The sequence below is a fragment of the uncultured Succinivibrio sp. genome, from assembly GCF_902756765.1.
GTDB lineage: Bacteria > Pseudomonadota > Gammaproteobacteria > Enterobacterales > Succinivibrionaceae > Succinivibrio.
Map to the genome: position 1 here is coordinate 28,821 of NZ_CACVSS010000003.1, position 20,918 is coordinate 49,738.

A 20,918-nucleotide genomic window follows, 5' to 3' on the forward strand; every position below is an offset into this window, starting at 1 on the left:
AACTAATTGAAATTTAAGCCTTTAATGACTAGCGAGGGAGATTATTAGCGAATATAAAACAGTTTTGAAAAAAGCTACATTTTGTAGGAAGGGTATAGAACCTATAATACATAAGGAAGTAGGACTAATTGTCTTCTTTTAAAATACAATGTTGTCACGAAAGTGTCTTTAATCAAACAGGGAAATGCGATGCTTATAGGTATTCCTAAAGAAAGTTTAAGCGGTGAAACTCGAGTTGCTGCAACTCCTGACACTGTTGCAAAACTTAAAAAATTAGGCTTTGAAATTACTGTTCAAAGCGAAGCTGGTGCGCTTTCAAGTTTTGACGATGCTGCCTATGAACAGGCAGGTGCAAAGGTTGTCAATAAAAAGCAGGTATGGGGAGCTGATATTATTTTCAAGCTCAATGCTCCAACCGATGCTGAAATTGAACTGATGCATGAAGGTCAGACCTTAGTAAGCTTTATTCGTCCTGCCCAGAATAAGGAGCTTGTTGATAAGCTGAATGCTAAAAAGGTAACTGTTTTAGCAATGGACATGGTGCCACGTATTTCACGTGCTCAGTCTTTAGATGCTTTATCTTCAACTGCAAACATTTCTGGTTATCGTGCAGTTATTGAAGCCGCTCATGCCTTCGGCAGATTCTTTACCGGACAGGTTACTGCTGCTGGTAAGGTTCCTCCTGCAAAAGTGATGGTTATTGGTGCTGGTGTAGCAGGTCTTGCTGCAATCGGTACTGCTCACTCATTAGGCGCTATTGTTCGCGCATTTGATACTCGTCTTGAAGTTGCCGACCAGATTAAGTCTATGGGTGGCGAATTCCTAAAGCTCGATTTTAAGAATGAAGACGGTGGCTCAAGTGACGGTTACGCAAAGGTAATGTCTGATGAGTTTATCAAGGCTGAAATGGAATTATTCGCAAAGCAGTGTAAGGAAGTTGATATCATTATCACTACCGCTGCAATTCCTGGCAAACAGGCTCCTCGTCTAATCAGCAAGGAAATGATTGCCACAATGAAGCCTGGTTCTGTAATTGTTGATCTGGCTGCCGCAACCGGCGGTAACTGCGAAGGCACTGAAGCCGGCAAGGTAGTTACTACTCCAAACGGTGTCAAGATGATTGGTTACACCGATCTTGCTGCCCGTCTGCCTGCTCAGTCATCTCAGCTGTACTCAACCAACCTTGTAAATCTTGCAAAACTTCTATGTAAGAACAAGGACGGACTGATAGACGTAGATTTTGAAGATGTTGTTCTACGCAATATGACTGTTACCAAGGATGGAGAAGTTACCTTCCCACCTCCAAAGATCAGCGTTTCTGCTGCTCCTCAGGCTACAAAGGCCGCTGAGGCTCCTAAGGTAGAGCCAAAGAAACCAAACACCGCTCTGAAGATCGGTTGTCTGGTTGGCATGGTTGTGCTGTTTATGTTAATGGGCGCATACGCTCCATCAGAGTTCCTGCCTCACTTCACCGTATTCGTACTGGCTGTTGTGGTTGGTTACTACGTTGTATGGAATGTTTCTCATTCTCTACATACCCCTCTGATGTCTGTAACTAATGCTATTTCTGGTATTGTGGTTGTTGGTGCCATGGTTCAGATCAGTAACAGTTCAATTCTAATCGGCATATTTGCCTTCATTGGTGTGTTAATCGTATCCATCAATATTTTCGGTGGTTTCGCAGTAACACGTCGTATGCTGGCAATGTTCAGAAAACAGCAATAGTAGGTAAGGAGATAATTTAGTATGTTGTTAGGTTTAACTCATATGGCCTACATTCTTGCAGCGCTACTGTTCATTACAGCGCTTGCAGGTCTATCAAAGCAGGAAACTGCAAAAATGGGCTGTTTGTCTGGTATGGTTGGTATGACCATTGCTCTTATTGCAACTTTCACCACCGTAAGTCCATTTGGTTTTGCTGCAATTATCGTTGCAATGCTGATCGGTGCTGTTATCGGTCTGTATGTTGCTAAGAAAGTTCAGATGACTCAGATGCCAGAGCTGATCGCCTGTCTGCACAGTTTTGTAGGTTTAGCTGCTGTTCTTGTAGGCTTTAACAGCTTTATCAAGTTAGGTGCAGATCCTGCTACTGTTGCAAGCTGCGCAGTTCCTTTTGAAGGCTCAACACAGGAAGTTTTAGAGAAGGTTGCTCAGTGTAAGGAGCAGGCTGTATCAGCTTTAGCTCACCCACAGATGACACTGGCAATGTTCAATACTGAGCTTGTTGAAATCTTCCTGGGTATTTTCATCGGTGCTGTAACCTTTACCGGTTCCATCGTTGCTTATGGTAAGTTAAATGGTACTTATCAGCTGAGAATCTTTAAATCAGCTCCTTTAACCTTACCTTTTGGCAATGCTATGAACCTAGGTGCTCTGGTTGTATCATTCCTTCTGTTAATCTGGTTCGTAGCCGGAGCTGAAGTTTCTACTCTGTATGCTCCAGTTCTGCCTCTACTGGCAATGACCATCATTGCTCTAGTATTCGGTGTTCATCTGGTTGCTGCAATCGGTGGTGCTGATATGCCTGTTGTTATTTCAATGCTGAACTCATACTCAGGATGGGCTGCAGCTGCATCAGGCTTCATGCTGTCAAACGATCTTCTGATTGTTACCGGTGCTCTGGTAGGTTCTTCAGGTGCTATTCTGTCCTACATCATGTGTAAGGCAATGAATCGTTCATTCATCTCTGTTATTGCAGGAGGCTTCGGTAACGAAGTTGTTGTAAGTAAGGATGATGAGCAGATGGGCGAGTATCGTGAGCTTAAGGCTGCAGATGTTGCTGAGCTTTGCAAGAATTCAAGCTCTGTAATCATTGCTCCTGGTTATGGTATGGCTGTAGCTCAGGCTCAGAATGCAGTAGCATCTCTAACCGAGAAATTAAAGGCTCGCGGTGTTGATGTTCGCTTTGCAATTCACCCTGTAGCAGGTCGTCTGCCTGGTCATATGAACGTTCTGTTAGCAGAGGCAAAGGTTCCATATGATATCGTATTCGAGATGGATGAAATCAATGATGATTTCGAGAATACTGATACTGTACTGGTTATCGGTGCTAACGATACTGTAAATCCAGCAGCTGCTGAAGATCCAACCAGCCCAATCGCAGGTATGCCTGTTCTTGAGGTTTGGAAGGCTCGCAATGTAGTTGTATTTAAGCGTTCAATGAATCCTGGTTACGCCGGTGTTCAGAACCCGCTGTTCTTCAAGGAAAACTCAGCAATGTGCTTTGGTGATGCTAAGAAGACAGTTGAAGAGATTGTTGCTAACATTTAATTATTAACAAAATCTTTATAAAAAACCTCTAGTTATTAAAATTAGAGGTTTTTTTTTATTTTTTTTCTAAAGTTCACCTGCAGGAATTCCGATAACATGTGTAGAGGGGAAATTTAAACTAATTTTTAGGAGGAAAGTATGAGTATAGATGCAAGTGCACTTACCAGCATTCAGAATGCTATTTCCAGCTTTTCTTCTTCTGGAACTCAGAATACAGATTCTAAGAACTATGCTCAGATCTTAACTGAAGCCAGTGCTTCAGTAAGTACAGAGACTAGGTTTAAGAAAGCTTTTGAAGAGAAACTTAAGAAAGCTACTGGTTCTGAAGATGTTGAGATTAGCAAAGATGCAATTGAGGCTTTGAAGAAATTCAATGAGTCTGGTACTCAGGATGCAGAAAAAACTGATAAGAAAACATCAGATTTATCCTATACCTACGATTACATGACTTTGAAGAAGCAGCGCGAGCAGAATCAGGCAAAGATTGATCAGGAAATTGCTGACAGGTATAACCCAAAGACAGCAGTTCAGGATGAAAGCTCAACCCTGTCTGAGGATAGTGAATCTGCTCCTGTAGCAGCTGATGCAGCTTCATCAGCCTCTTCATCAATAAATACTCAGCCTAGAGCAGAAGTTCAGACTGCGTCAGATGATGATGGGCTAACAGATCCCCATGGAAGAAGACCTGAGCCTGTTCAGAACGAGTCAGTTTCTCAGAATGATACTAATGTAAGTGGAGCTGATGAAATGTCAGAGTCAGCTACCCTAAGTAATGTATAAAAATGTAATTGCGTGATAATTGACCTGAAATCTGCATCTGGAAACGTTCGGATGCAGATATCTGTTTGTGATTAAGGATGTTGAGAGTTCTCTTCATCCTTTTTTTGTGCATTGTCATCCTCAAGAATAACCCAGGTGCATGGGGTCTGTCCTGCCACAACCTTTCCTGAGGCGCTGATCACTCTGGCGATTGAGGCAGATGAATTAACCACAATCATTGAGGTAATGGTGGATTCTAGCTGTTCTGATACATGATTGATATCAATGTTGATAATTGGGGTTCCTGTCTCTACTCTGTCGCCAATACCAACATTAGAGCTCAACCCCTCTCCAGTAAAATTAGAGGTTCCGATTCCAAAAGTGACGTAAACTTCAATTCCGCTGTCGGTTCTGATTGCAAATGCATTGTTGGATGCAACCAGACGTGAGACTATACCTGAGCAAGGTGCAAGTATATGAGAATCATCTGGAATTATGGCAACTCCATCTCCAATCAGTTTTTCTGATATAACTAGATCTGGCACTTCACCAAGAGGAACAAGATTTCCTGAAACCGGAGCAAGCAGCTCTAAATCTGCTTCGTTTTTTGCTTCATCGATGGCATCGTCGTTTTTAGAAAAGAATGAAAAGAGTCCCATATATAATCCTATATGAATCAGATTGCTGCATTTGGCTGAAAATGTATTCTAACAAGATCTGCTTTCAATCTAAAGAGAGCCCATGCCTCTCCTAACAGGAGAAGGAATTCAGAATATCACTTAACTCTGAGCCTGTGTAACAGGTTATAATCTTATTGTATAGTTCAATGTCAAAGCAAGGCTGAATGTCATGCTCAAGATTCAGCCTTTCAACTACACCTTTAACTTTCTGAATATTATAAGTACCTGTTACAAGATAAGATACCCCCATTTTGTAAAAGAAAGGTAAAAGCTCAGTTCTTGAAGCGAATCTGCCAGCAACTCCAAGAGTAACACCCGCTTCGTGTGCAGCCTTTGCTGCCATGGCAATCATTTTTGCTAAAACAGGGGTAAAGGCTGAATCTGCAGGGCATGGCGCAGAGGCATATTCTGCAAGAGAGCTTGTTCCCAAAAGCATCATTGCACTGTTTGTTGCAAAGGCTGGTGCTAGCAATACAGCCGCAGGTGTTTCCACCATGAAAGAGATTAACATTTTTCCGTGATGGATTTTTTGAGCCTCAAGTTCAGCCTGACAGTCATTTGCCAGTTTAAATAGATAGTCCTTTTCGCTGATTTTTGTGATTAGAGGAAAAACAATAGTAATCTCCTGTCCAACAGAAGCTCTTAGCATGGCTCTGATTTCTTTTTTTAAAAGAGCAGTCCCTACGCAAGCTCCATAACCCTTTAAAGGACCTTCGTCATCTGTAATTACAGTGAATAAAGGTTTTTTATCATCGGCAAAATCAAAGGTTCTTGAGGTTAGAGGGGCATTCTTTTTTACTTTTGAAAAAATCAGATTGAATCGCTGTGTCATCTCCTCTTCGGTTGGTTCTGTCATGGAGCTTAGGAATAGAAATTCTGAGCGCAGAAGCCCAAGTCCGTGTGCGGTTATTTTTTCCACATCATCATTCTGGCTTATTGCGCCAACTGCGGCTCCAAGTGTTATATTCAGAAGGGATTCGTCATTAATCTGAAACAGCTGGGATTCCTGTCTTCGCAGGATTCCCTGAGTCATATCCTCTGGAGGCTCAACGATTACAACAGCAGCGTTGCTGTCTACAATCACGTATGTTCCTGATTTGATGTTGGTTGCATCAAAAACACCAAAAACAGCAGGAATATTCAGCTCTCTGAGAACTACTCCAAGATGACTGGAGTCTCTTCCTTCCTCCAAAACCACTCCCTTTACAAATTTAGTATCCAGTGAAAGTAGCTGAGCAGGGGAAATTGTTTTTGCAATAAGAACCACATCCTCTTTTAATTCTGGGAGTTCAATTTCATCAGCTTTGGAATGTTCAAGAGTATGAATAAATTCATTCAGCAGAGACTGTATTTCTGATTTATCTGTTTTCAGATCATTTTCTTTTTTAAAAAAGTTATCCAGATTCTCGAACAGAACTGTTCTTGCTGCCATGCTAGCAGAGCAGCCTCTTTTGATAAGTTCAAGTATTTCAAGTTTATTGTCCGAAGATGTTATAAAGCCAGCAGTTGCGCCGATAAGATCTCTTACTGAGTCTTTTGCCGGATTTACAATTTGAAGCAGTTTCTGTGAAAAACGGGATGATTTTTTATTAAAACGATCAATCTCGGTTTCAACGTCATAAGCAAAAATTTCTTCAGTCGAGTTTGTATTTTTTGTTTTGGATATGGTCAGGGAGGGAGCTGCTCCAACTCCTGCTCCGGCAGATACTCCTGATAGTGTATACATATCTACTCCTGGTTGTTATGACGTATGTTCTGGAGGATGTTTTTTTGTATTTCCAGATAATATCTTGTTCCTGCACATACAGCTGCAGGAGGTATCAGAATATTGAGAACAGGTACTGAAAGCGACAGCGCAATCACGGTGCCAAAGCTTAGGGTTGCAACTGGATTTTTTTTCAGGTCTCGCTGCATGGAATTAAAAGGGATCTTATGGTTGTCATAAGCATAGTCACAGTACTGCAGACAGCCCATCCAAGCGGTGAGTGCAAACCAGAGCACTGGCGCTATAAGATTTAAGGCAGGAATAAATGAGATTATCAGACATGCCAGCGCCAGTGGCAGGAAAAACATCTGTTTTTTGAGCTCTCTTAAAAGGATTCTTGGTATGTCCTTAATAAGCTGAGGTATAGTCATATCCTCACCATGACTCTGATTGAGAATCATTTCAACTTTATCTGCAAGCAGACCGTAGAAAGGAGACGCAATTATGGTAGCAAGAGTGGAGAAAATATAGCAGCTGACAAAAATAATGGTAATGCTTAAGATTGCTGAAATAATGTATGCCAGAAAGTTAAGATAGGAAGGAATATCCTCGAAAATATTAAAGACAAGAGTCTTTAGATTTGAAAAAAGATAATAGCCAAGAGATGACAACAGAATTAAATTTACCAGCACAGGCAGAATAATGTAAAGACGACATTCTTTGGATAGTGCTAATCTGATCCCGTTTTTAAGATAGCTTACAGCATCCATTATTCCAAGTTTTACCTGACTAGTTCCTTGCATAATTCCTCTTTGTGAATTTTTTTATTTCATGAAAAAAAGGCTGATTCTAAAAAAAACTAAGCACTTACTATGATCGTTCTGTTTAAATACTATCATTTCGTAAAACGTTTTAATCGAAATTTCCTCTCAATTTCACTTTTATTTTTTTTAAGCTATCTCTTTCAAAAGACTTAAAGTCATATATGGGGTAAAATAATCGGGATATATAAGAGATAAAATTTAGGAGTTCCAATGACTTTCAACGATTCAAGTTCAATTATTCTGATTGTAGGGGCGGTTGCGATTTTAGCCTTCGTTGTTCATGGTCTGTGGTTCTCCGGTCGTAGCATTAACCGTAAACTAGTAAAAACCTCAAAAGAAGATCAGGAGATTGCAAATTCATCGGCTGTCGGAAAGGTAAGAATAGTTATGCCTCAGACTGACGTTTCTTCTTCTGATGTTGTTCCTCAGAAGGTTGAGACTTTTGTTAACAAGACTGACACCAAGAAAATTCCTCAGGACGGCAGTTCTGAGAAAAAAAATCCAGTGCCTCAGATCAGCAATACCTATGAGTTAAATCTGTATGCAGCTGACGGTCGTGTATATAAAGGACTTGATCTGGAAGAATTATTCGGTAATTACGGTTTTATAAGAGGAGAGAAGGATATTTACTGCGTATATGAGAATCCTTCATTAAAAGATCACGTTGTATTTAGAATCTGCTCCCTAGAGGAACCATATTCCTTCCCTAAGGATATGTCTGATTTTTCTACCCGATCTCTTGCTATCTATATGCATCTGCCAAACAAAGGTAAATGCTTTATCTACTTCAAGGCTATGAGAATTGCTGCTAACTGCCTTATCGAACACCTTGGAGGTGTTCTTTATGACAATGATAATGTCGAAATGACAGAGGAAAAGCTTGATTCCATTGAGCGTACTCTAAAAGCTTATGATAAGTCAGAGGATTAGTTAATGGAATATTCAGATATTAAAACTCATTACAGAGCCTTAGTTAGTGATTTAAACCGGTATTCTGTAGCCTACTATGTTAACGATGAGCCTCTGGTTCCAGATGCTGAGTATGACAGGCTATATCGGGAACTTGAATTACTAGAGCAGAATAATCCTGAGCTTATAGCAGATGACTCTCCTACTCAGAGGGTAGGCGGTCAGGCTTTAACTTCATTTAATCCTGTAACTCACAGAGTTCCCCTAATGTCTATGGGGGATATCTTTGATGATAATGAGCTATCCGATTTTAACCAGCGTATGATTCAGTCCACAGGCATTGCTTCTGTAGATTACTGCGCAGAACCTAAGCTTGACGGTTTGGCTATATCTCTTGTTTACAGAGACGGTATCCTTGTTCAGGCTGCAACTCGAGGCGATGGTCGTGTCGGTGAGGATGTCACCGCAAATGCAAGAACTATTAAGGCTATTCCTCTAAGACTACACGGAGAGAATATCCCATCCTATCTTGATGTCCGTGGAGAGGTGATAATGCCTCGAGATGGTTTTAACAGATGGAATGAGATGGCTCTTGAGACAGGAGGCAAAGTTTTTGCCAACCCACGTAATGCCGCAGCAGGTTCATTAAGACAGCTTGACTCAAAGATTACTGCCAAAAGACCTTTAACTTTTTATGCCTATTACGTTGGAGAGTGTGAAGGCTATCAATTACCCAATGATCAGTATCACAGGCTCTTGGAATTAAAGAAATTTGGTATTCCGGTTAATCCAAATATCAGATGTGTGAATGGAATTGAAGGTTTAAGAGATTTTTATAACGACATTCTCTCTCGAAGAGATTCCTTAAATTACGACATCGACGGAGTGGTGTTGAAGGTTAATTCATTAACCGTTCAGGAGGCGCTTGGTTTTACCGCCAAGGTACCTCGCTGGGCGGTTGCATACAAATTCCCTCCAGAGGAAATGATGACCAAACTTCTGGATGTTGAATTTCAGGTAGGAAGAACCGGTGCTATTACTCCTGTTGCCAAGCTTGAACCTGTATATGTTGGAGGCGCAACCGTATCAAGTGCTACTCTTCATAATGCAGATGAAATTTCTAGACTGGGCATAAAAATTGGTGATTATGTAATTGTTCGTCGTGCTGGAGATGTTATACCTCAGGTTTCTGGAGCTGTTAAAGAAAAAAGAGACGGTTCTGAACGAGAGATTGTTTTTCCTAGGTTCTGTCCTGAATGCGGAAGTCTAATTGAAAAAATCGAAGGTGAATCTGTTGCCAGATGTTCTGGTGGCCTTTTCTGCTCTGCACAGCTTAGAGAATCTATTCTGCATTTTGTTTCAAGAGATGCGATGGATATTGAGGGCTTTGGAGACCGTATTGTTGAGGAACTTGTTTCATCAAAAACACTTACCTCAGTTGCTGATATATATATGCTCTCTGAAGATGCCCTTGCAAACACAGTCCTTGAGGCAGAATCAGAAGAAAAGAAACAGCGTCTTTTAGGGCACGTTATTGCAAGAAAGCTTCTTAAGGCAATAGAGAATTCTAAAAAAGTTCCTTTTAACAGATTTATCTATGCACTAGGAATAAGAGAAGTCGGAGTTTCAACTGCAAGAACACTGGCTTCTAATTTTGAGAACATTGATTCGCTGATCAATGCCTCATACGAGAAGCTTCTGACATTGCCAGATATTGGTCCTGTAGTCGCAAAACACATAGTTGATTTCTTCTCTGAAAAACATAATCTGTCGATTATAAGTCAGCTAGTCACCCAGGGAGATCTGTTTAGTGCTGGAATAGAGATTATTCCTCTTCCTCAGCAGGCAGAAATTGATGTATCTTCGCTTCCTTTTAACGGTCAGACCTTTGTTATCACAGGCACTCTGGAGTCGATGGACAGAAATACCGCAAAAGCCAGACTGTTAGCTTTGGGAGGAAAAGTCTCGGGATCTGTGTCTAAAAAGACCAGTGCTGTTATATGCGGTGCAGATCCTGGCTCAAAACTCGTAAAGGCTAATGAACTTGGCATTAAGGTGATTTATGAGGAAGAGTTTTTAGAAATGCTTATGCAGCATGAAGCTTAAGTCTAGTTAAAGATACAAAAAAGGCTAACTACTAATCGTTAGCCTTTATTTTTTAGTTTTTAATCTTTAAAGGAATATCTTCTGGATATTTCTCTGCAGATTTACCGTAGATTGCCTTCTCAAATGTATCTGCGTGCTCAATTGGAACTAACAGCCCTCGAGTTGGGTCGATCTTATCGGAGGTATACCCGGAATTCAGTTTTTTCAGAACATCCAGTGATGCTCCGGATAGTCTGGCAGCTTCATGTAGGGAGCTAACCTTTCCTGCAACCTCAACTTTTCTGAAAGCTGTTCTGTTCTTAATATTTGGCAGGGTTACACCGTAAGCCTGTGGATTTTTCAGAATATCTGAGTAAGCCTTGAATCTTGTCAGGTAGGTACGGGCAGTTCTGGAAATGACGATGTCATTTGCAGTAGGATTTTCGATACCCTTTTTCTGGGCGTTTCCTATAGCTCTTTTTACACCGTACTCACCCTGATTGTAAGCAACTACAACCAGCTGCCAGTCTCCAAGATCATGATACAGTCTGTTCAGGTACTTTACTCCAGCATCAGTTGAAGCGAAAAAATCATAGATTCCGTCGTAACCGCGAGATCTTTTTAGTCCCAGAGAGTATCCGGTTGATCTTACGTACTGCCATGCTCCGTGTGCACCCTTATTGTGTACATGAGGATTTAGTCCGCTCTCAACTAAAGGAATAGCGGCCATTTCCAGAGGAATATTGGCTTCTTTTAACTTGGTTAAAAGATAATGTACGTAGAAATTATTCTTTTGTAAATTTGAAGTTACTGATTTGGCATGACTTCTAGCCAGTGATCGTTCCTGAGCATTTAACTTAAGATTTAAAGTGAAACGGGATTTATCGGCAAGGTCTGATTCCCATACAGACTTCTGCTCTTGTAGTTTCTTTAATTCAAGTTCGCTTTGCTCATCTTTATTTTCTTGAGCATTGGCATTCATGTTTGAAGAACATGCATTTAATGAAACAAATGCAGCTACAACGATACCAAAGCACAAATATAATGTTTTTCTAATCATCCTTCCTAACTTGATCCAGAGGACCGGTTGTTAATATTGATAATTAGGAGCAAAAACCTTCATCAAGGATTTTGTTATCTCCTGCGGCAGCACCTCGAGCAAGTTCATCGCAACGTTCATTTTCTGCATGTCCGGCATGTCCTTTCACCCATTTAAAAGTTATTGAGTGTCTTGAACATTCCTTATCAAGCAGTTGCCAAAGATCCTTGTTCTTTACAGGTGCCTTTGTACTGGAAATCCAATTATTTCTTTTCCAGCCTGCAAGCCATGAAGTCATTCCGTTTTTTACGTATTGACTATCTGTTGTTATTATTACTTTGCATGGCTCTTTAAGAGATGAAAGCCCTTTTATTACGGCCATTAGTTCCATTCGATTATTAGTCGTCTGAATAAAGCCTTGGGCGAGTTCTCTTACATGTTCTTTGTATTTAAGAATAACTCCATAACCGCCTGGTCCTGGGTTACCTAAACAAGAACCGTCAGTGAAGATTAATACCTCTTTCATAAGTCTCATTATTGTTTATTAAAGAAGGTAAACCTTCCCTTTGATGGATACTGTTTAATAGCAATATCTCATTAAATTCACACTTTTATTATATCATAAAAAACGATAAATAAATAATCGTTAAAAATCAATATGATAATATGTAAAAATGCAATTTTAGAATAAAAATAATACCTGTTTTAGATAATTTTTTATTCATTTTGGCTGAAAACCAAAAAAGAAGCTATTTAAAATAAGTAGCTCCGCAAATGTATAGTACCTTATTAGAATTAGCTAATACTTAGATTGGAATTTTTTTGGACTTTGTCACAAAAACGGCAATAAATTAAGCTTTTTTTACGCGCATTTTGTTAGTTATGTCTAACTAATAGGAATATTCTTATTTAACTCTTTTGCTGCATATACTCTATTATCTTTTAAAGATAAGAAACTGTAATTTCTCCGATAAAATTTTTTAAAGTTTAATTAAAGTGAATTTTGTTATGGTTGACAATGCAAAGGAAAATAGAATAGCCATTATCTTTAAAACAATTTTTGCTAAAATGGAGCGATAGTAAATGGAGAGCTTATTTTGAAAAGACAAGTTGCACTTGATACAGAAACAACAGGAAAATCTGATGATGGAACTCCAGGAGAACACCGAATTATTGAAGTCGGCTGCGTTGAAATTATCGATCGAAAGGTTACAGGAAGAACTCTTCAGTTGTATGTAAATCCAGAGAGACCTGTTGATCAGGAAGCATTCAAGGTGCACGGTATTTCAAATGAATTCCTCAAAGACAAGCCAAAATTCGAAGAAGTCGCTCATGAACTTATAGATTTTATCAGAGGTTCCGAGCTACTGATTCATAATGCCAAGTTCGACGTTGGTTTTATGGATCAGGAATGGCTCAGAATGGGGCTGAATGAAAAGACAAGTGATATGGCTCATGTGGTGGATACTGTTTCTCTAGCTATGAAACTTTGTCCCGGACATCAGGTTAACCTTGATAATCTGTGTAAACTTTACGATGTAGACAGATCCTCTCGTACTCTACACGGAGCATTACTTGATGCTCAGATTCTGGCTGAAGTCTATCTTGCTATGACTGGCGGACAGGAATCTCTAAATTTTTCTGAAGAGAAAGTTGTTTTTAATGAGAAATGGGTAAGACCAGAGGGGATTAAAATTCCTGTTATGCCATTAAGTGAAGAGTGCCATGTTGTTCATATGGAGAAGATGTTGAGTCTGGCTCAGTCTCATATGATCAGAAAGGGGGATGAGGGGCAGCCTTCTATTGCCGGAAGTGACTGGTCAGATGAATTTGATATGGAATTGCTTGTTAAAGGAGAGGATGAAAAAAAAGGCGATTTCAAAAAGAGATTATCCGAACAGAAAAATATGATGCTTGAGAAGATTTTTACTCCTCAGCAGCGAGAAGTTTTAGCCGAAGCTAAAAAGAAAGATAATGAAGCTCAGGAAGCGTGGCTTGACAGAGTTTTAGGACGAAAGAAATAGGAGATGTAATGCTATCTTTTGATGTACTTGATGATTTACGCGAAGAACAGAAAGTCCTTAACGATTTTATAGAGCAGAAAGATACAAGAGAGGTCATCGAAAAGGCTATTTATATGATGACCGATTCTATTAAGAATAGAGGAAAAATCATATCTGCTGGTAATGGTGGCAGTATGTGTGATGCAATGCATTTTGCTGAGGAATTGACTGGAAGATATCGTAATGATCGTCCTGCATATCCTGCAATTGCAATCTGTGACCCAAGTCATATATCCTGCGTAGGCAATGATTATGGCTATGATTATATCTTTTCAAGATTCCTTGAGGGCATGGGGTTTAAGGGGGATGTTTTCCTTGGTATCTCAACCTCCGGTAATTCAAAGAATATTATTGAAGCCTGCAGAGTCTGCAAAGAAAAGGGGCTTAAATCAGTTGTCCTTCTAGGTAAAGATGGCGGAAAGCTAAAAGATCTCTGTGATCTTCCGATTATTGTTCCTCATTTTGGATATGCAGACAGAATCCAGGAAGTTCATACCATGATTATTCACATTATGATCCGTGGTATAGAAGAGGTTCTTTCAAAGTAAAAAAATACCGTTATTTTTTAAATAACGGTATTAAAGTCTTTAAAACCGGTTCTTTTGAACGTTATTCTATTTTCATTTTCTCATAATCATCAGTTTCTGCTTTATTTGCCTGCAGGTAGTATAGCTGAGTTTCAAGTTTTTTCATGGCTGCTTCTCTAGTGCAGTTTTTGCTGCTAGGTGAAGCACTGACAAGTAAATTCTCCATCTGAGTAAAATCGTAGGATACAGGTTTTTCTACTGTACTTATATCACAGGCATGTGTTTTATCGTACGAAACTGCAACACTGCTGTTAAAGGCAAATGGAAAATTACATTTTTCATCTGAAAGCAAATCACAGCCAAAAGAATGGAATTCTTTATCAGATAAAGCATGAGAGGCTATAGTGGTGATTATATCCTTCTGTGAACCTAAACGCTCTTTATCAAAGTTTACATCAGTATTCTGAACAAACTTCTCTGGCATATACAGATAGAAAGGAACTTCGTGTCCAAATACCAGCTCTGTTGGATGATCTGTATAACCGATTCCTCTCATATTGTGATCACCTGTTGCGGCAATGAAAGTATTATCCTTCATCTTTTCATCTGATTTAACTCTGTCGATAAATCTACCTAGCTGGTCGTTTGCATATCTAAAGGTTGCAAATATGGTTTCAGTGTCCTCATATGGGAATCGAGCCAGAATTTCTTTTGGCAGAGGTACCTTTTGAATCTCCACATCAGAAGGTAACCTGAAAGGAGGATGGTTTGTAATTGAAAGTGTCATGATAAAGCGTGGTTTATCAGATTTCTCTGACAGGATTTTATATGTCTCCTTAAACAGATACTCGTCATCTATACCCCAGGCTCCAGAGGTTGCATTAGGAAAATCTCTTAAAACCTGTGTTCTTTCGATCACTCTGCTGAACTTAAGTTGTCTTAGGAAATTGTCGTAGTTTCTCCATGATGCTGTTGACGCTGTAATGAAAATGGTTTCATATCCGGCATCATTAAAGAGTTTTGCTATATTGCAGATGTAATCCTTTCCCGAATAGATTGAAGTTGAAAGATTTAAATCAGGAGAGGATACCAGCATTCTGGTCATACTGTCTGAGGTTCCATCTCCCTCTGAAACAAAGTTTCTGAATACAAAATCACTCTTGAAATGTTTACGGAGTTCTCCCATAAGATCTCTTTCTTTTTCATCATCGAAAGTCATCATGTGGGTACTCATACTTTCCATTACATTGAAAACAATGTCAGGACGATTCTTCTCAAGAAACTCGTTTTTAGCGGTGTGTTTCTTCAGAGGGGTAAATAATGATGAAACTGTATTTCCTTCAATATCGATGCCTAATTCCTTATAGGTATTTAGTATTTCTGAAGGTCTGACTGTTGGTATTTTTGTAGATAGTTTTTCCCATTTATATGCCCAATAAAAGGCCAGAGGACCATTTGGAAGACAGTAGTTAATACCAGGTTTATCGGTTACCTGGGCATTCAACTGTCTTAAAGGGAATGTTCCGAATGAGCCTCGAATAAATCCAAAAAATACCAGTGTAAGAACAATAATTCCTAAAACAGTCTTTTTTCTGCTGTCAGGAACGTAAACTTTGCCTTCAAGCTTTCTGAATATAGCGGTTGCAACATATTTGTATATAAAAAATGAAATCAGAAGTCCTACTGCTCCAAAACCTACAGGGTAATCATTGATTACGGTTTTGATTACAGCCATAGGATCTTCTTTGGAGATGGCAAAAATAAAGGTATCTATAGATTTGTCATAGGTCTTGAAATAAAAGTAGTTAATAATACTGAATACAAGAGCAACATAGAAAATTAATGTGTTGTAGTATTTTATAAAGCCTTTGAAAAAAACAAATGATTTGTTAACAAAGGTTGTAAATGCAATCAGTAAAGGAAGAGCATATGCAATAGTTGTTACTTTCAGGTCGAATCTTAATGATAATACCCAGAAATTAAACTGCTCTGCTAAGGAAAGCTGAAAATACTGCTCTTTTACGAAACTGAATACTAAAATAAATCTGGCGGTCAGTAAGACTGTAAGACATATAAGCATGCCGCCGAATATTCTGGAAAGAAAAAATCGCATATTTTCCTGAGCGCGATTACATATTATTTGCGAAAACACCATAATTTTCCTTTGATTCTTCTACTTGTATTTTCCATTAAACGCAAAATTATACACTGAAAGTGCAGTTTTTTCTTAGTGAAAAATTTTTATCATTTTAAATCATAGTGAAATGTTGGGCTTTTTATAAACATATGCGTTTTTGTTCGGTCTTTTTTTTGAGTGAAACTGTATTGCTTAGATAAAACTGCACTCGGATCATTAAAAATGGTTTAATATTGTGTAATTATAATTGAATTTTTTATATGCTATTTTTAGGTACAATTCAGCTTTGACAGGAATTATTTCTCCTGTCTTCAATCAAATACAAAATATAATAATAAGGTTAATATTCTCTAGATATAAAATATCTGGAAGATAACGAGAAGAGCAAATGCCTCCACTGAAGAAAGAATTAAAAGAAAATACCAAGCATGGATCAAATGTCTTTCCTCTGGCAAGTTATTTCTGTAGAGGAAAGAAATTCAATATAAATATTGGCATGCACTGGCATCCTGAGGTAGAAATAAACCGTTTTGAGAAGGGAACTTTCATCTTTAATTACGCTATGAAAGAGTACAAGATTGAAGGTCCCTGTATTGCAATCTCTCCTGGTAATGTTCTTCATAATCTTGTGATAAAAAGAGGCTCAGATCAGTCTTCCCTGGTATTTAATCCTTCAATTATTGAATTTAACTATTTTGACGAGGTGGAAGCTCAGCTGCTTAAGTTCCTAACTGAAGGAGGTAAACAGATGCCTCCACTGATAACTAAGGAAATGGAATGCTTTGAGCGCGCTGACAGTCTGCTTCGTTTTATTATTGATAATGCCTCTTCTCAGAGTGGATCAATGCGTTTGAGAATCAAAGCTCATCTGGTGGAATTACTAGCAATTATGTATGAAAATGGACTGTTTTTAACGGATTCTCTGTCAAAAACAGAAGATTTTGAGCATAAACAGCAAAAAATTAAAGACCTACTAACTTTTATCAACGATCATTATTCAGAAAAAATATCAATGAATGATGCTGCAAATTATTTAAAAGTCTCAAGACAGTATTTTTGTCGTTATTTTAAAAAGAGTACAGGCATGAGCTTTGTGGATTTTATTAACGATTTAAGATTGAGAAGAGCCTGTCAGGAGATCGTACTTACATCTAAATCTATAACAGATATAGCTCTTGATCACGGCTTTGATAATATCGGATATTTCTTTAAACTGTTCAAAATTAAATTTGGACAGACTCCTCTTGCCTACAGAAAGTCCAGATCGTTAGGCAATTATGGAAGGCTTGGTGCAGACGATTATTCTATTTATTAGTTTTTTTACTTTTTTACGATTTTTGCTGCAAAAATGATGTTTTTTTTATTTTTTGCAGCAAAATTTTATGTTTTGTTCAATTTTTATTTTGTTTTTAAATCTGAACTGCTGCTATTAAGCTGTTCTGCATTTCTGTTAAATAACCCCTGTTTAAGCTGATCAATAAATTCCTGCTGTTCAAGTGTCTTAACATGCACATCCATCTGATTGAATGGAATCTCAATACCTGCGTTGGCAAATGAATTTAATGTCTCCTGAGACAGGTAATCTATAGCTAGTTTTCTGTCACCAATCTTAGTTACATAGATATCACATGCAAGGGTTACTTCACTTGAAGCCAGGGCCTTTACATAGATGAGAGAGGCCTGATCCTTGGCTATGTAACGGCATCTGTTAATGATGTTTCTCAGAATTCCTTTTGCCTTTTCAATATTTGTCCCATAGGCTACGCCTACATTAAACTCCATTTTTGTTATAGAACTTGTCAGTGACCAGTTTGTAAGGGCAGATGTGATGAATTCTCTGTTTGGTATCATTACTTCCTTGTTTTCAAAGGACATTACTGTTGTTGAACGTATACGAATCTTGCTTACTGTTCCTGAAAGTCCGTTTAGGGTGATTATATCGCCAACACGAAGCTGTCTTTCAAACAAAAGAATTATACCGGAGACGAAGTTAGCGAATATTTCCTGCAGACCAAAACCAAGACCAACAGACAAGGCAGCTACAAGCCACTGCAGGTTCTCCCATTTGATTCCAAGCGCACCTGCCGCAGATATAAGTCCGAGTCCAATAATAATGTATGATGAAATAACCTTTACTGAATAACTAGTACTCTTGAATCTTTCATCCTTTCTTATAAGAATAATTTTCTCAAACAGAACAGGCAGAGTTCTGTTGAGGAAACTTGTTATTAAAATCAGGAAGATAGCAAACAGAATGTTTGCAATTGATAGATAATCTGTTACTACCGGAGCTCCGTTTACAATTGCTGTCTTGCTCCAGATATGAACTGTATCCAGATAACGAAGTACAGAAGACAGGTCACTCCATTGTATATACAGCAGAATTGCTGTTATAACTAGCAGAATTATTCTTGCTATTTTATATATGCGGGCGCATAGAGCAGGAGCATTCAGATTCATTACTGAAACAAGACTTATCAGCATGTTGCCTTTCTGTTCTGTACCACCTGAATCCTGGTCCTGTTTTCTTTCATAGATTTTCTCGTAGATCTTAACTGTTAGAACATATATCATTCGATGTACAGTCTGACTTACTAGAAAATATGACAACACAATGTAGAAAGTAAACGCGATTCTGTTGGTCAGTTTTACAACTGTATACAGATATCCTGATGAAACAGATACAGCTGCAATAGAAGTAATCAGGATACCGATTAAACATGATGTAATGTAACCCGCAGAGGTGTAATTCAGATCTCTAAGATTGTTTATCAGCAGTCTGAACGAAATTATAAACAGACCAATGCAGGAGAGAAGAACTACAGAAAACGAGGTTAAATCAGAATAAATTGTTACTGCGTCGGTTTCTGCGACATTTGCAAAGATCAGAAGTGGCAGAGCAAAGGTCCATACTCCGCTCAGAATGTTTCTGTAATGAGTCAGTTTGTAGGGCTCAACACTGAAATGTCTCTGTACCAGAGCATTTGGTTTTAGGATCTGCATAAAAAACACAAACACAAAAATGTGCATGAGCATTGCAGTAATAACTCCTCTCTGAGCGTGAGTCTCGCCTAGTGCTATACAGATGATGATTGCTCCAAGACATATCATCCATCCCATGCCTGGGACCATAAGAATCATGTTATTCAAAAGAGCAAGCGGAGTAAGAAAAACCGAATCTGTAGCACTGTCCAACCTTCTTGCGAGCCTGTTGTTGTTATCCTTTATCTTCTTTATGAATATCAGAATAATTCCGCATAACAGAAAATAAGGCAGAAGAAGAGTTGTTGCGGTCTTAGTCGTATCAGAAAGGAATTCTTTTGATGTAAGTTTCTGCTTTAATGATTCCCATTCGTAGGATGCAGTAGGCACGAACAGCTTTAAAAATTCACTTCCAAGAGGCTGATTGGATTTAACCCAGAAAAGCTGTTCTCCAATATCGGCACTGATTTTGTCGTAAATTTTCTTATAGCTTGCGTAATTTACCTTGATTTCGATATTTTCGTTCAGAGAATCTGCAATGACTTGGTAAATATCACTTACAGCTGTTTTTCTCTGTCCGAAAATAGTAATAACATCTTCTCGATATGGCTCTAGTTCTGGATATTTCTTGATAGCCTCTTCAACATCTTCAAAGACACTGCTGATCTGAGTCAGTCTTTCTCTGATTTCATACAGATAAATATTGATATTTGCAATTTTCTCGTCAACATCATATTTGATATTAACTTTTGGTAGAGATGTCAGCTGTTTGTTTAACAGTCTTGAAAGAATGAGACTCTTGTTTAATTCCTTTATCTGGCTATCAAGATTTTTTTCTATCTGAGTAACTTTCAGGTTTGCCTCTCGAACCTCCTTGTTGGTTTCTTTGTATTCGGAGAACAACTCTTTAGCCTGAGACAGATAGTTTTTTACTTCATTTGTTTCCTTGATAACCTTTTTTAATAGAGGGTTATTATTAACGGTTTCATTATCCAATTTGGATTCGTTATTATCTGAATTGGAATCAAGAACCTTTAATCTGTTGGATAATTTTTTGATCTCGGCATTCAGTCGGTTGTATTTTAAGGTTGAATATTCCAGTTCAAGTGTAGAGATGTCCTGTAGAACAGAAATGTTTGCCAACTGGGTTTTATACAGATTATTTTCGAGATTGGTTTCGTAAATAATAATTGCATATGCTCGGTTAAGCATATTATCTGTATCTGGATTATTATCAATTTCAGCTATTAGATTTTTAGTCTGTTCATTATTGAAGGTAACGGTACTCTGAGATTTCTCGGGAAGAGTCTGTACATCATTATGATATTGAGTTGCCCTTTCTAGTAATATGTTTTCCTGGATTAAGGCCTCGGTATCTGTTTTCAGTTTGTCTGTAATATCCTGATAGGTCAGTTTTTCAAGTTCTTCGTCAGTTATTACTGTTTTCTTTTTTTCTTCGTGAATCTTTCTTGAGTAGTCCACGATTCTTTTTTTTGCAGTAGAAAACAACTTGTTTAGACCGGCAAGTTTTTCCTTTGTGCCTGGTATTTCTTCGTTTTTTTCTATAGCCTTAGTGTAGGTCGCGATAAGTTTTTCTTTGTCTTTTTCTGAAAGTGTTGAATTGTCCTTTGTACTGGTAATCGCAGCGGTAAGTTCCTTTGTTGTTGGAAGTTTTATCTGACCAAATCTTGTTGAAACAGAATTTGTTTGAGATGTAGTCTGAGGTTGAGCGATTGCCGTTGAAATACTGAATAAGACAATGATGAGTAGCGCTAGAATTTTATTCATACGAAGACAGATCCGAGTTCTGGTTTATGCACAAATCAGCTTTATTTTGAGTCGCTGAATTTGTTTTCTGTATATATTTATATTCCTGCAAATTATATCATTCATCACATTGCTTAAACATAGAAATTACCTGTTTTCGTAGTATTTGTT

Annotated in this window: 15 protein-coding genes; 8 read left to right on the forward strand and 7 right to left on the reverse strand. The window is 38.4% G+C overall.

Annotated features, from left to right (window positions below; genetic code table 11):
- The first annotated feature begins 189 nt into the window (after positions 1-189).
- From QZU45_RS00800 to QZU45_RS00810, 3 genes are all read left to right on the forward strand, one after another.
- A complete protein-coding gene (locus QZU45_RS00800; RefSeq protein WP_295350421.1) occupies positions 190-1,725 on the forward strand; it encodes a Re/Si-specific NAD(P)(+) transhydrogenase subunit alpha in 1,536 nt (511 codons plus the stop codon).
- A gap of 21 nt (positions 1,726-1,746) precedes the next feature.
- Positions 1,747-3,270: a Re/Si-specific NAD(P)(+) transhydrogenase subunit beta gene (pntB, locus tag QZU45_RS00805; RefSeq protein ID WP_295350423.1), complete on the forward strand. Its 1,524-nt coding sequence runs from the start codon at positions 1,747-1,749 to the stop codon at positions 3,268-3,270.
- A 138-nt stretch (positions 3,271-3,408) separates the two neighbouring features.
- Positions 3,409-4,050: a hypothetical protein gene (locus QZU45_RS00810; RefSeq protein WP_295350425.1), complete on the forward strand. Its 642-nt coding sequence runs from the start codon at positions 3,409-3,411 to the stop codon at positions 4,048-4,050.
- A 71-nt stretch (positions 4,051-4,121) separates the two neighbouring features.
- Here the strand turns inward: QZU45_RS00810 and QZU45_RS00815 are convergent, their stop codons facing one another.
- The 3 genes from QZU45_RS00815 to cysZ all read right to left on the reverse strand — a co-directional run bounded on the left by QZU45_RS00815 (position 4,122) and on the right by cysZ (position 7,217).
- A complete protein-coding gene (locus QZU45_RS00815; RefSeq protein ID WP_074841629.1) occupies positions 4,122-4,688 on the reverse strand; it encodes a glucose PTS transporter subunit IIA in 567 nt (188 codons plus the stop codon).
- A 91-nt stretch (positions 4,689-4,779) separates the two neighbouring features.
- The gene (locus tag QZU45_RS00820) at positions 4,780-6,435 is read right to left on the reverse strand and encodes a putative PEP-binding protein (protein WP_295350427.1); all 1,656 of its coding nucleotides are present in this window, start codon (positions 6,433-6,435) and stop codon (positions 4,780-4,782) included.
- Between the two features lie 2 nt (positions 6,436-6,437).
- Positions 6,438-7,217 carry a sulfate transporter CysZ gene (cysZ, locus tag QZU45_RS00825; RefSeq protein ID WP_295350431.1) on the reverse strand — a complete coding sequence of 260 codons (780 nt, stop codon included), beginning with the start codon at positions 7,215-7,217 and terminating at the stop codon, positions 6,438-6,440.
- Between the two features lie 231 nt (positions 7,218-7,448).
- On the opposite strand from cysZ, the gene QZU45_RS00830 reads away from it, so the two are divergent.
- Positions 7,449-8,168 (forward strand): cell division protein ZipA C-terminal FtsZ-binding domain-containing protein, encoded by a 720-nt coding sequence (locus QZU45_RS00830; RefSeq protein WP_295350433.1) that lies wholly within the window; start codon positions 7,449-7,451, stop codon positions 8,166-8,168.
- Between the two features lie 3 nt (positions 8,169-8,171).
- Positions 8,172-10,253 (forward strand): NAD-dependent DNA ligase LigA, encoded by a 2,082-nt coding sequence (gene ligA / locus QZU45_RS00835; RefSeq protein WP_295350438.1) that lies wholly within the window; start codon positions 8,172-8,174, stop codon positions 10,251-10,253.
- 52 nt (positions 10,254-10,305) lie between these two features.
- Here ligA and QZU45_RS00840 read toward each other — a convergent pair whose 3' ends face one another.
- Positions 10,306-11,292: a transglycosylase SLT domain-containing protein gene (locus tag QZU45_RS00840; protein WP_295350440.1), complete on the reverse strand. Its 987-nt coding sequence runs from the start codon at positions 11,290-11,292 to the stop codon at positions 10,306-10,308.
- 43 nt (positions 11,293-11,335) lie between these two features.
- Positions 11,336-11,797, reverse strand: a complete 462-nt coding sequence (rnhA, locus tag QZU45_RS00845; RefSeq protein WP_295350443.1) for a ribonuclease HI — start codon at positions 11,795-11,797, stop codon at positions 11,336-11,338.
- Between the two features lie 571 nt (positions 11,798-12,368).
- Between rnhA and dnaQ the strand changes: the two genes are divergently transcribed.
- Together dnaQ and lpcA are read left to right on the forward strand one after the other, a co-directional pair.
- Complete coding sequence (gene dnaQ / locus QZU45_RS00850; RefSeq protein ID WP_295350446.1) at positions 12,369-13,295, forward strand: DNA polymerase III subunit epsilon; 927 nt, start codon at positions 12,369-12,371, stop codon at positions 13,293-13,295.
- An 8-nt stretch (positions 13,296-13,303) separates the two neighbouring features.
- Positions 13,304-13,882, forward strand: coding sequence for a D-sedoheptulose 7-phosphate isomerase (lpcA, locus tag QZU45_RS00855; RefSeq protein ID WP_295001396.1), 579 nt, complete (start codon positions 13,304-13,306; stop codon positions 13,880-13,882).
- A gap of 61 nt (positions 13,883-13,943) precedes the next feature.
- Here lpcA and QZU45_RS00860 read toward each other — a convergent pair whose 3' ends face one another.
- Positions 13,944-15,974, reverse strand: coding sequence for an LTA synthase family protein (locus tag QZU45_RS00860; protein ID WP_295350449.1), 2,031 nt, complete (start codon positions 15,972-15,974; stop codon positions 13,944-13,946).
- 412 nt (positions 15,975-16,386) lie between these two features.
- On the opposite strand from QZU45_RS00860, the gene QZU45_RS00865 reads away from it, so the two are divergent.
- A complete protein-coding gene (locus QZU45_RS00865; RefSeq protein ID WP_295350451.1) occupies positions 16,387-17,313 on the forward strand; it encodes an AraC family transcriptional regulator in 927 nt (308 codons plus the stop codon).
- Positions 17,314-17,396: 83 nt separating this feature from the next.
- Here QZU45_RS00865 and QZU45_RS00870 read toward each other — a convergent pair whose 3' ends face one another.
- Entirely contained in the window at positions 17,397-20,768 is a 3,372-nt protein-coding gene (locus tag QZU45_RS00870; RefSeq protein WP_295350454.1) for a mechanosensitive ion channel domain-containing protein, read from the reverse strand.
- Positions 20,769-20,918: the final 150 nt, after the last annotated feature.

Excerpts from the sequence above, each read along its gene's own strand:
- QZU45_RS00800 (WP_295350421.1), top strand. The coding sequence starts at position 190 with ATGCTTATAGGTATTCCTAAAGAAAGTTTAAGCGGTGAAACTCGAGTT.
- pntB (WP_295350423.1), top strand. The coding sequence starts at position 1,747 with ATGTTGTTAGGTTTAACTCATATGGCCTACATTCTTGCAGCGCTACTG.
- QZU45_RS00810 (WP_295350425.1), top strand. The coding sequence starts at position 3,409 with ATGAGTATAGATGCAAGTGCACTTACCAGCATTCAGAATGCTATTTCC.
- QZU45_RS00815 (WP_074841629.1), bottom strand. The coding sequence starts at position 4,688 with ATGGGACTCTTTTCATTCTTTTCTAAAAACGACGATGCCATCGATGAA.
- QZU45_RS00820 (WP_295350427.1), bottom strand. The coding sequence starts at position 6,435 with ATGTATACACTATCAGGAGTATCTGCCGGAGCAGGAGTTGGAGCAGCT.
- cysZ (WP_295350431.1), bottom strand. The coding sequence starts at position 7,217 with ATGCAAGGAACTAGTCAGGTAAAACTTGGAATAATGGATGCTGTAAGC.
- QZU45_RS00830 (WP_295350433.1), top strand. The coding sequence starts at position 7,449 with ATGACTTTCAACGATTCAAGTTCAATTATTCTGATTGTAGGGGCGGTT.
- ligA (WP_295350438.1), top strand. The coding sequence starts at position 8,172 with ATGGAATATTCAGATATTAAAACTCATTACAGAGCCTTAGTTAGTGAT.
- QZU45_RS00840 (WP_295350440.1), bottom strand. The coding sequence starts at position 11,292 with ATGATTAGAAAAACATTATATTTGTGCTTTGGTATCGTTGTAGCTGCA.
- rnhA (WP_295350443.1), bottom strand. The coding sequence starts at position 11,797 with ATGAAAGAGGTATTAATCTTCACTGACGGTTCTTGTTTAGGTAACCCA.
- lpcA (WP_295001396.1), top strand. The coding sequence starts at position 13,304 with ATGCTATCTTTTGATGTACTTGATGATTTACGCGAAGAACAGAAAGTC.
- QZU45_RS00860 (WP_295350449.1), bottom strand. The coding sequence starts at position 15,974 with ATGCGATTTTTTCTTTCCAGAATATTCGGCGGCATGCTTATATGTCTT.
- QZU45_RS00865 (WP_295350451.1), top strand. The coding sequence starts at position 16,387 with ATGCCTCCACTGAAGAAAGAATTAAAAGAAAATACCAAGCATGGATCA.
- QZU45_RS00870 (WP_295350454.1), bottom strand. The coding sequence starts at position 20,768 with ATGAATAAAATTCTAGCGCTACTCATCATTGTCTTATTCAGTATTTCA.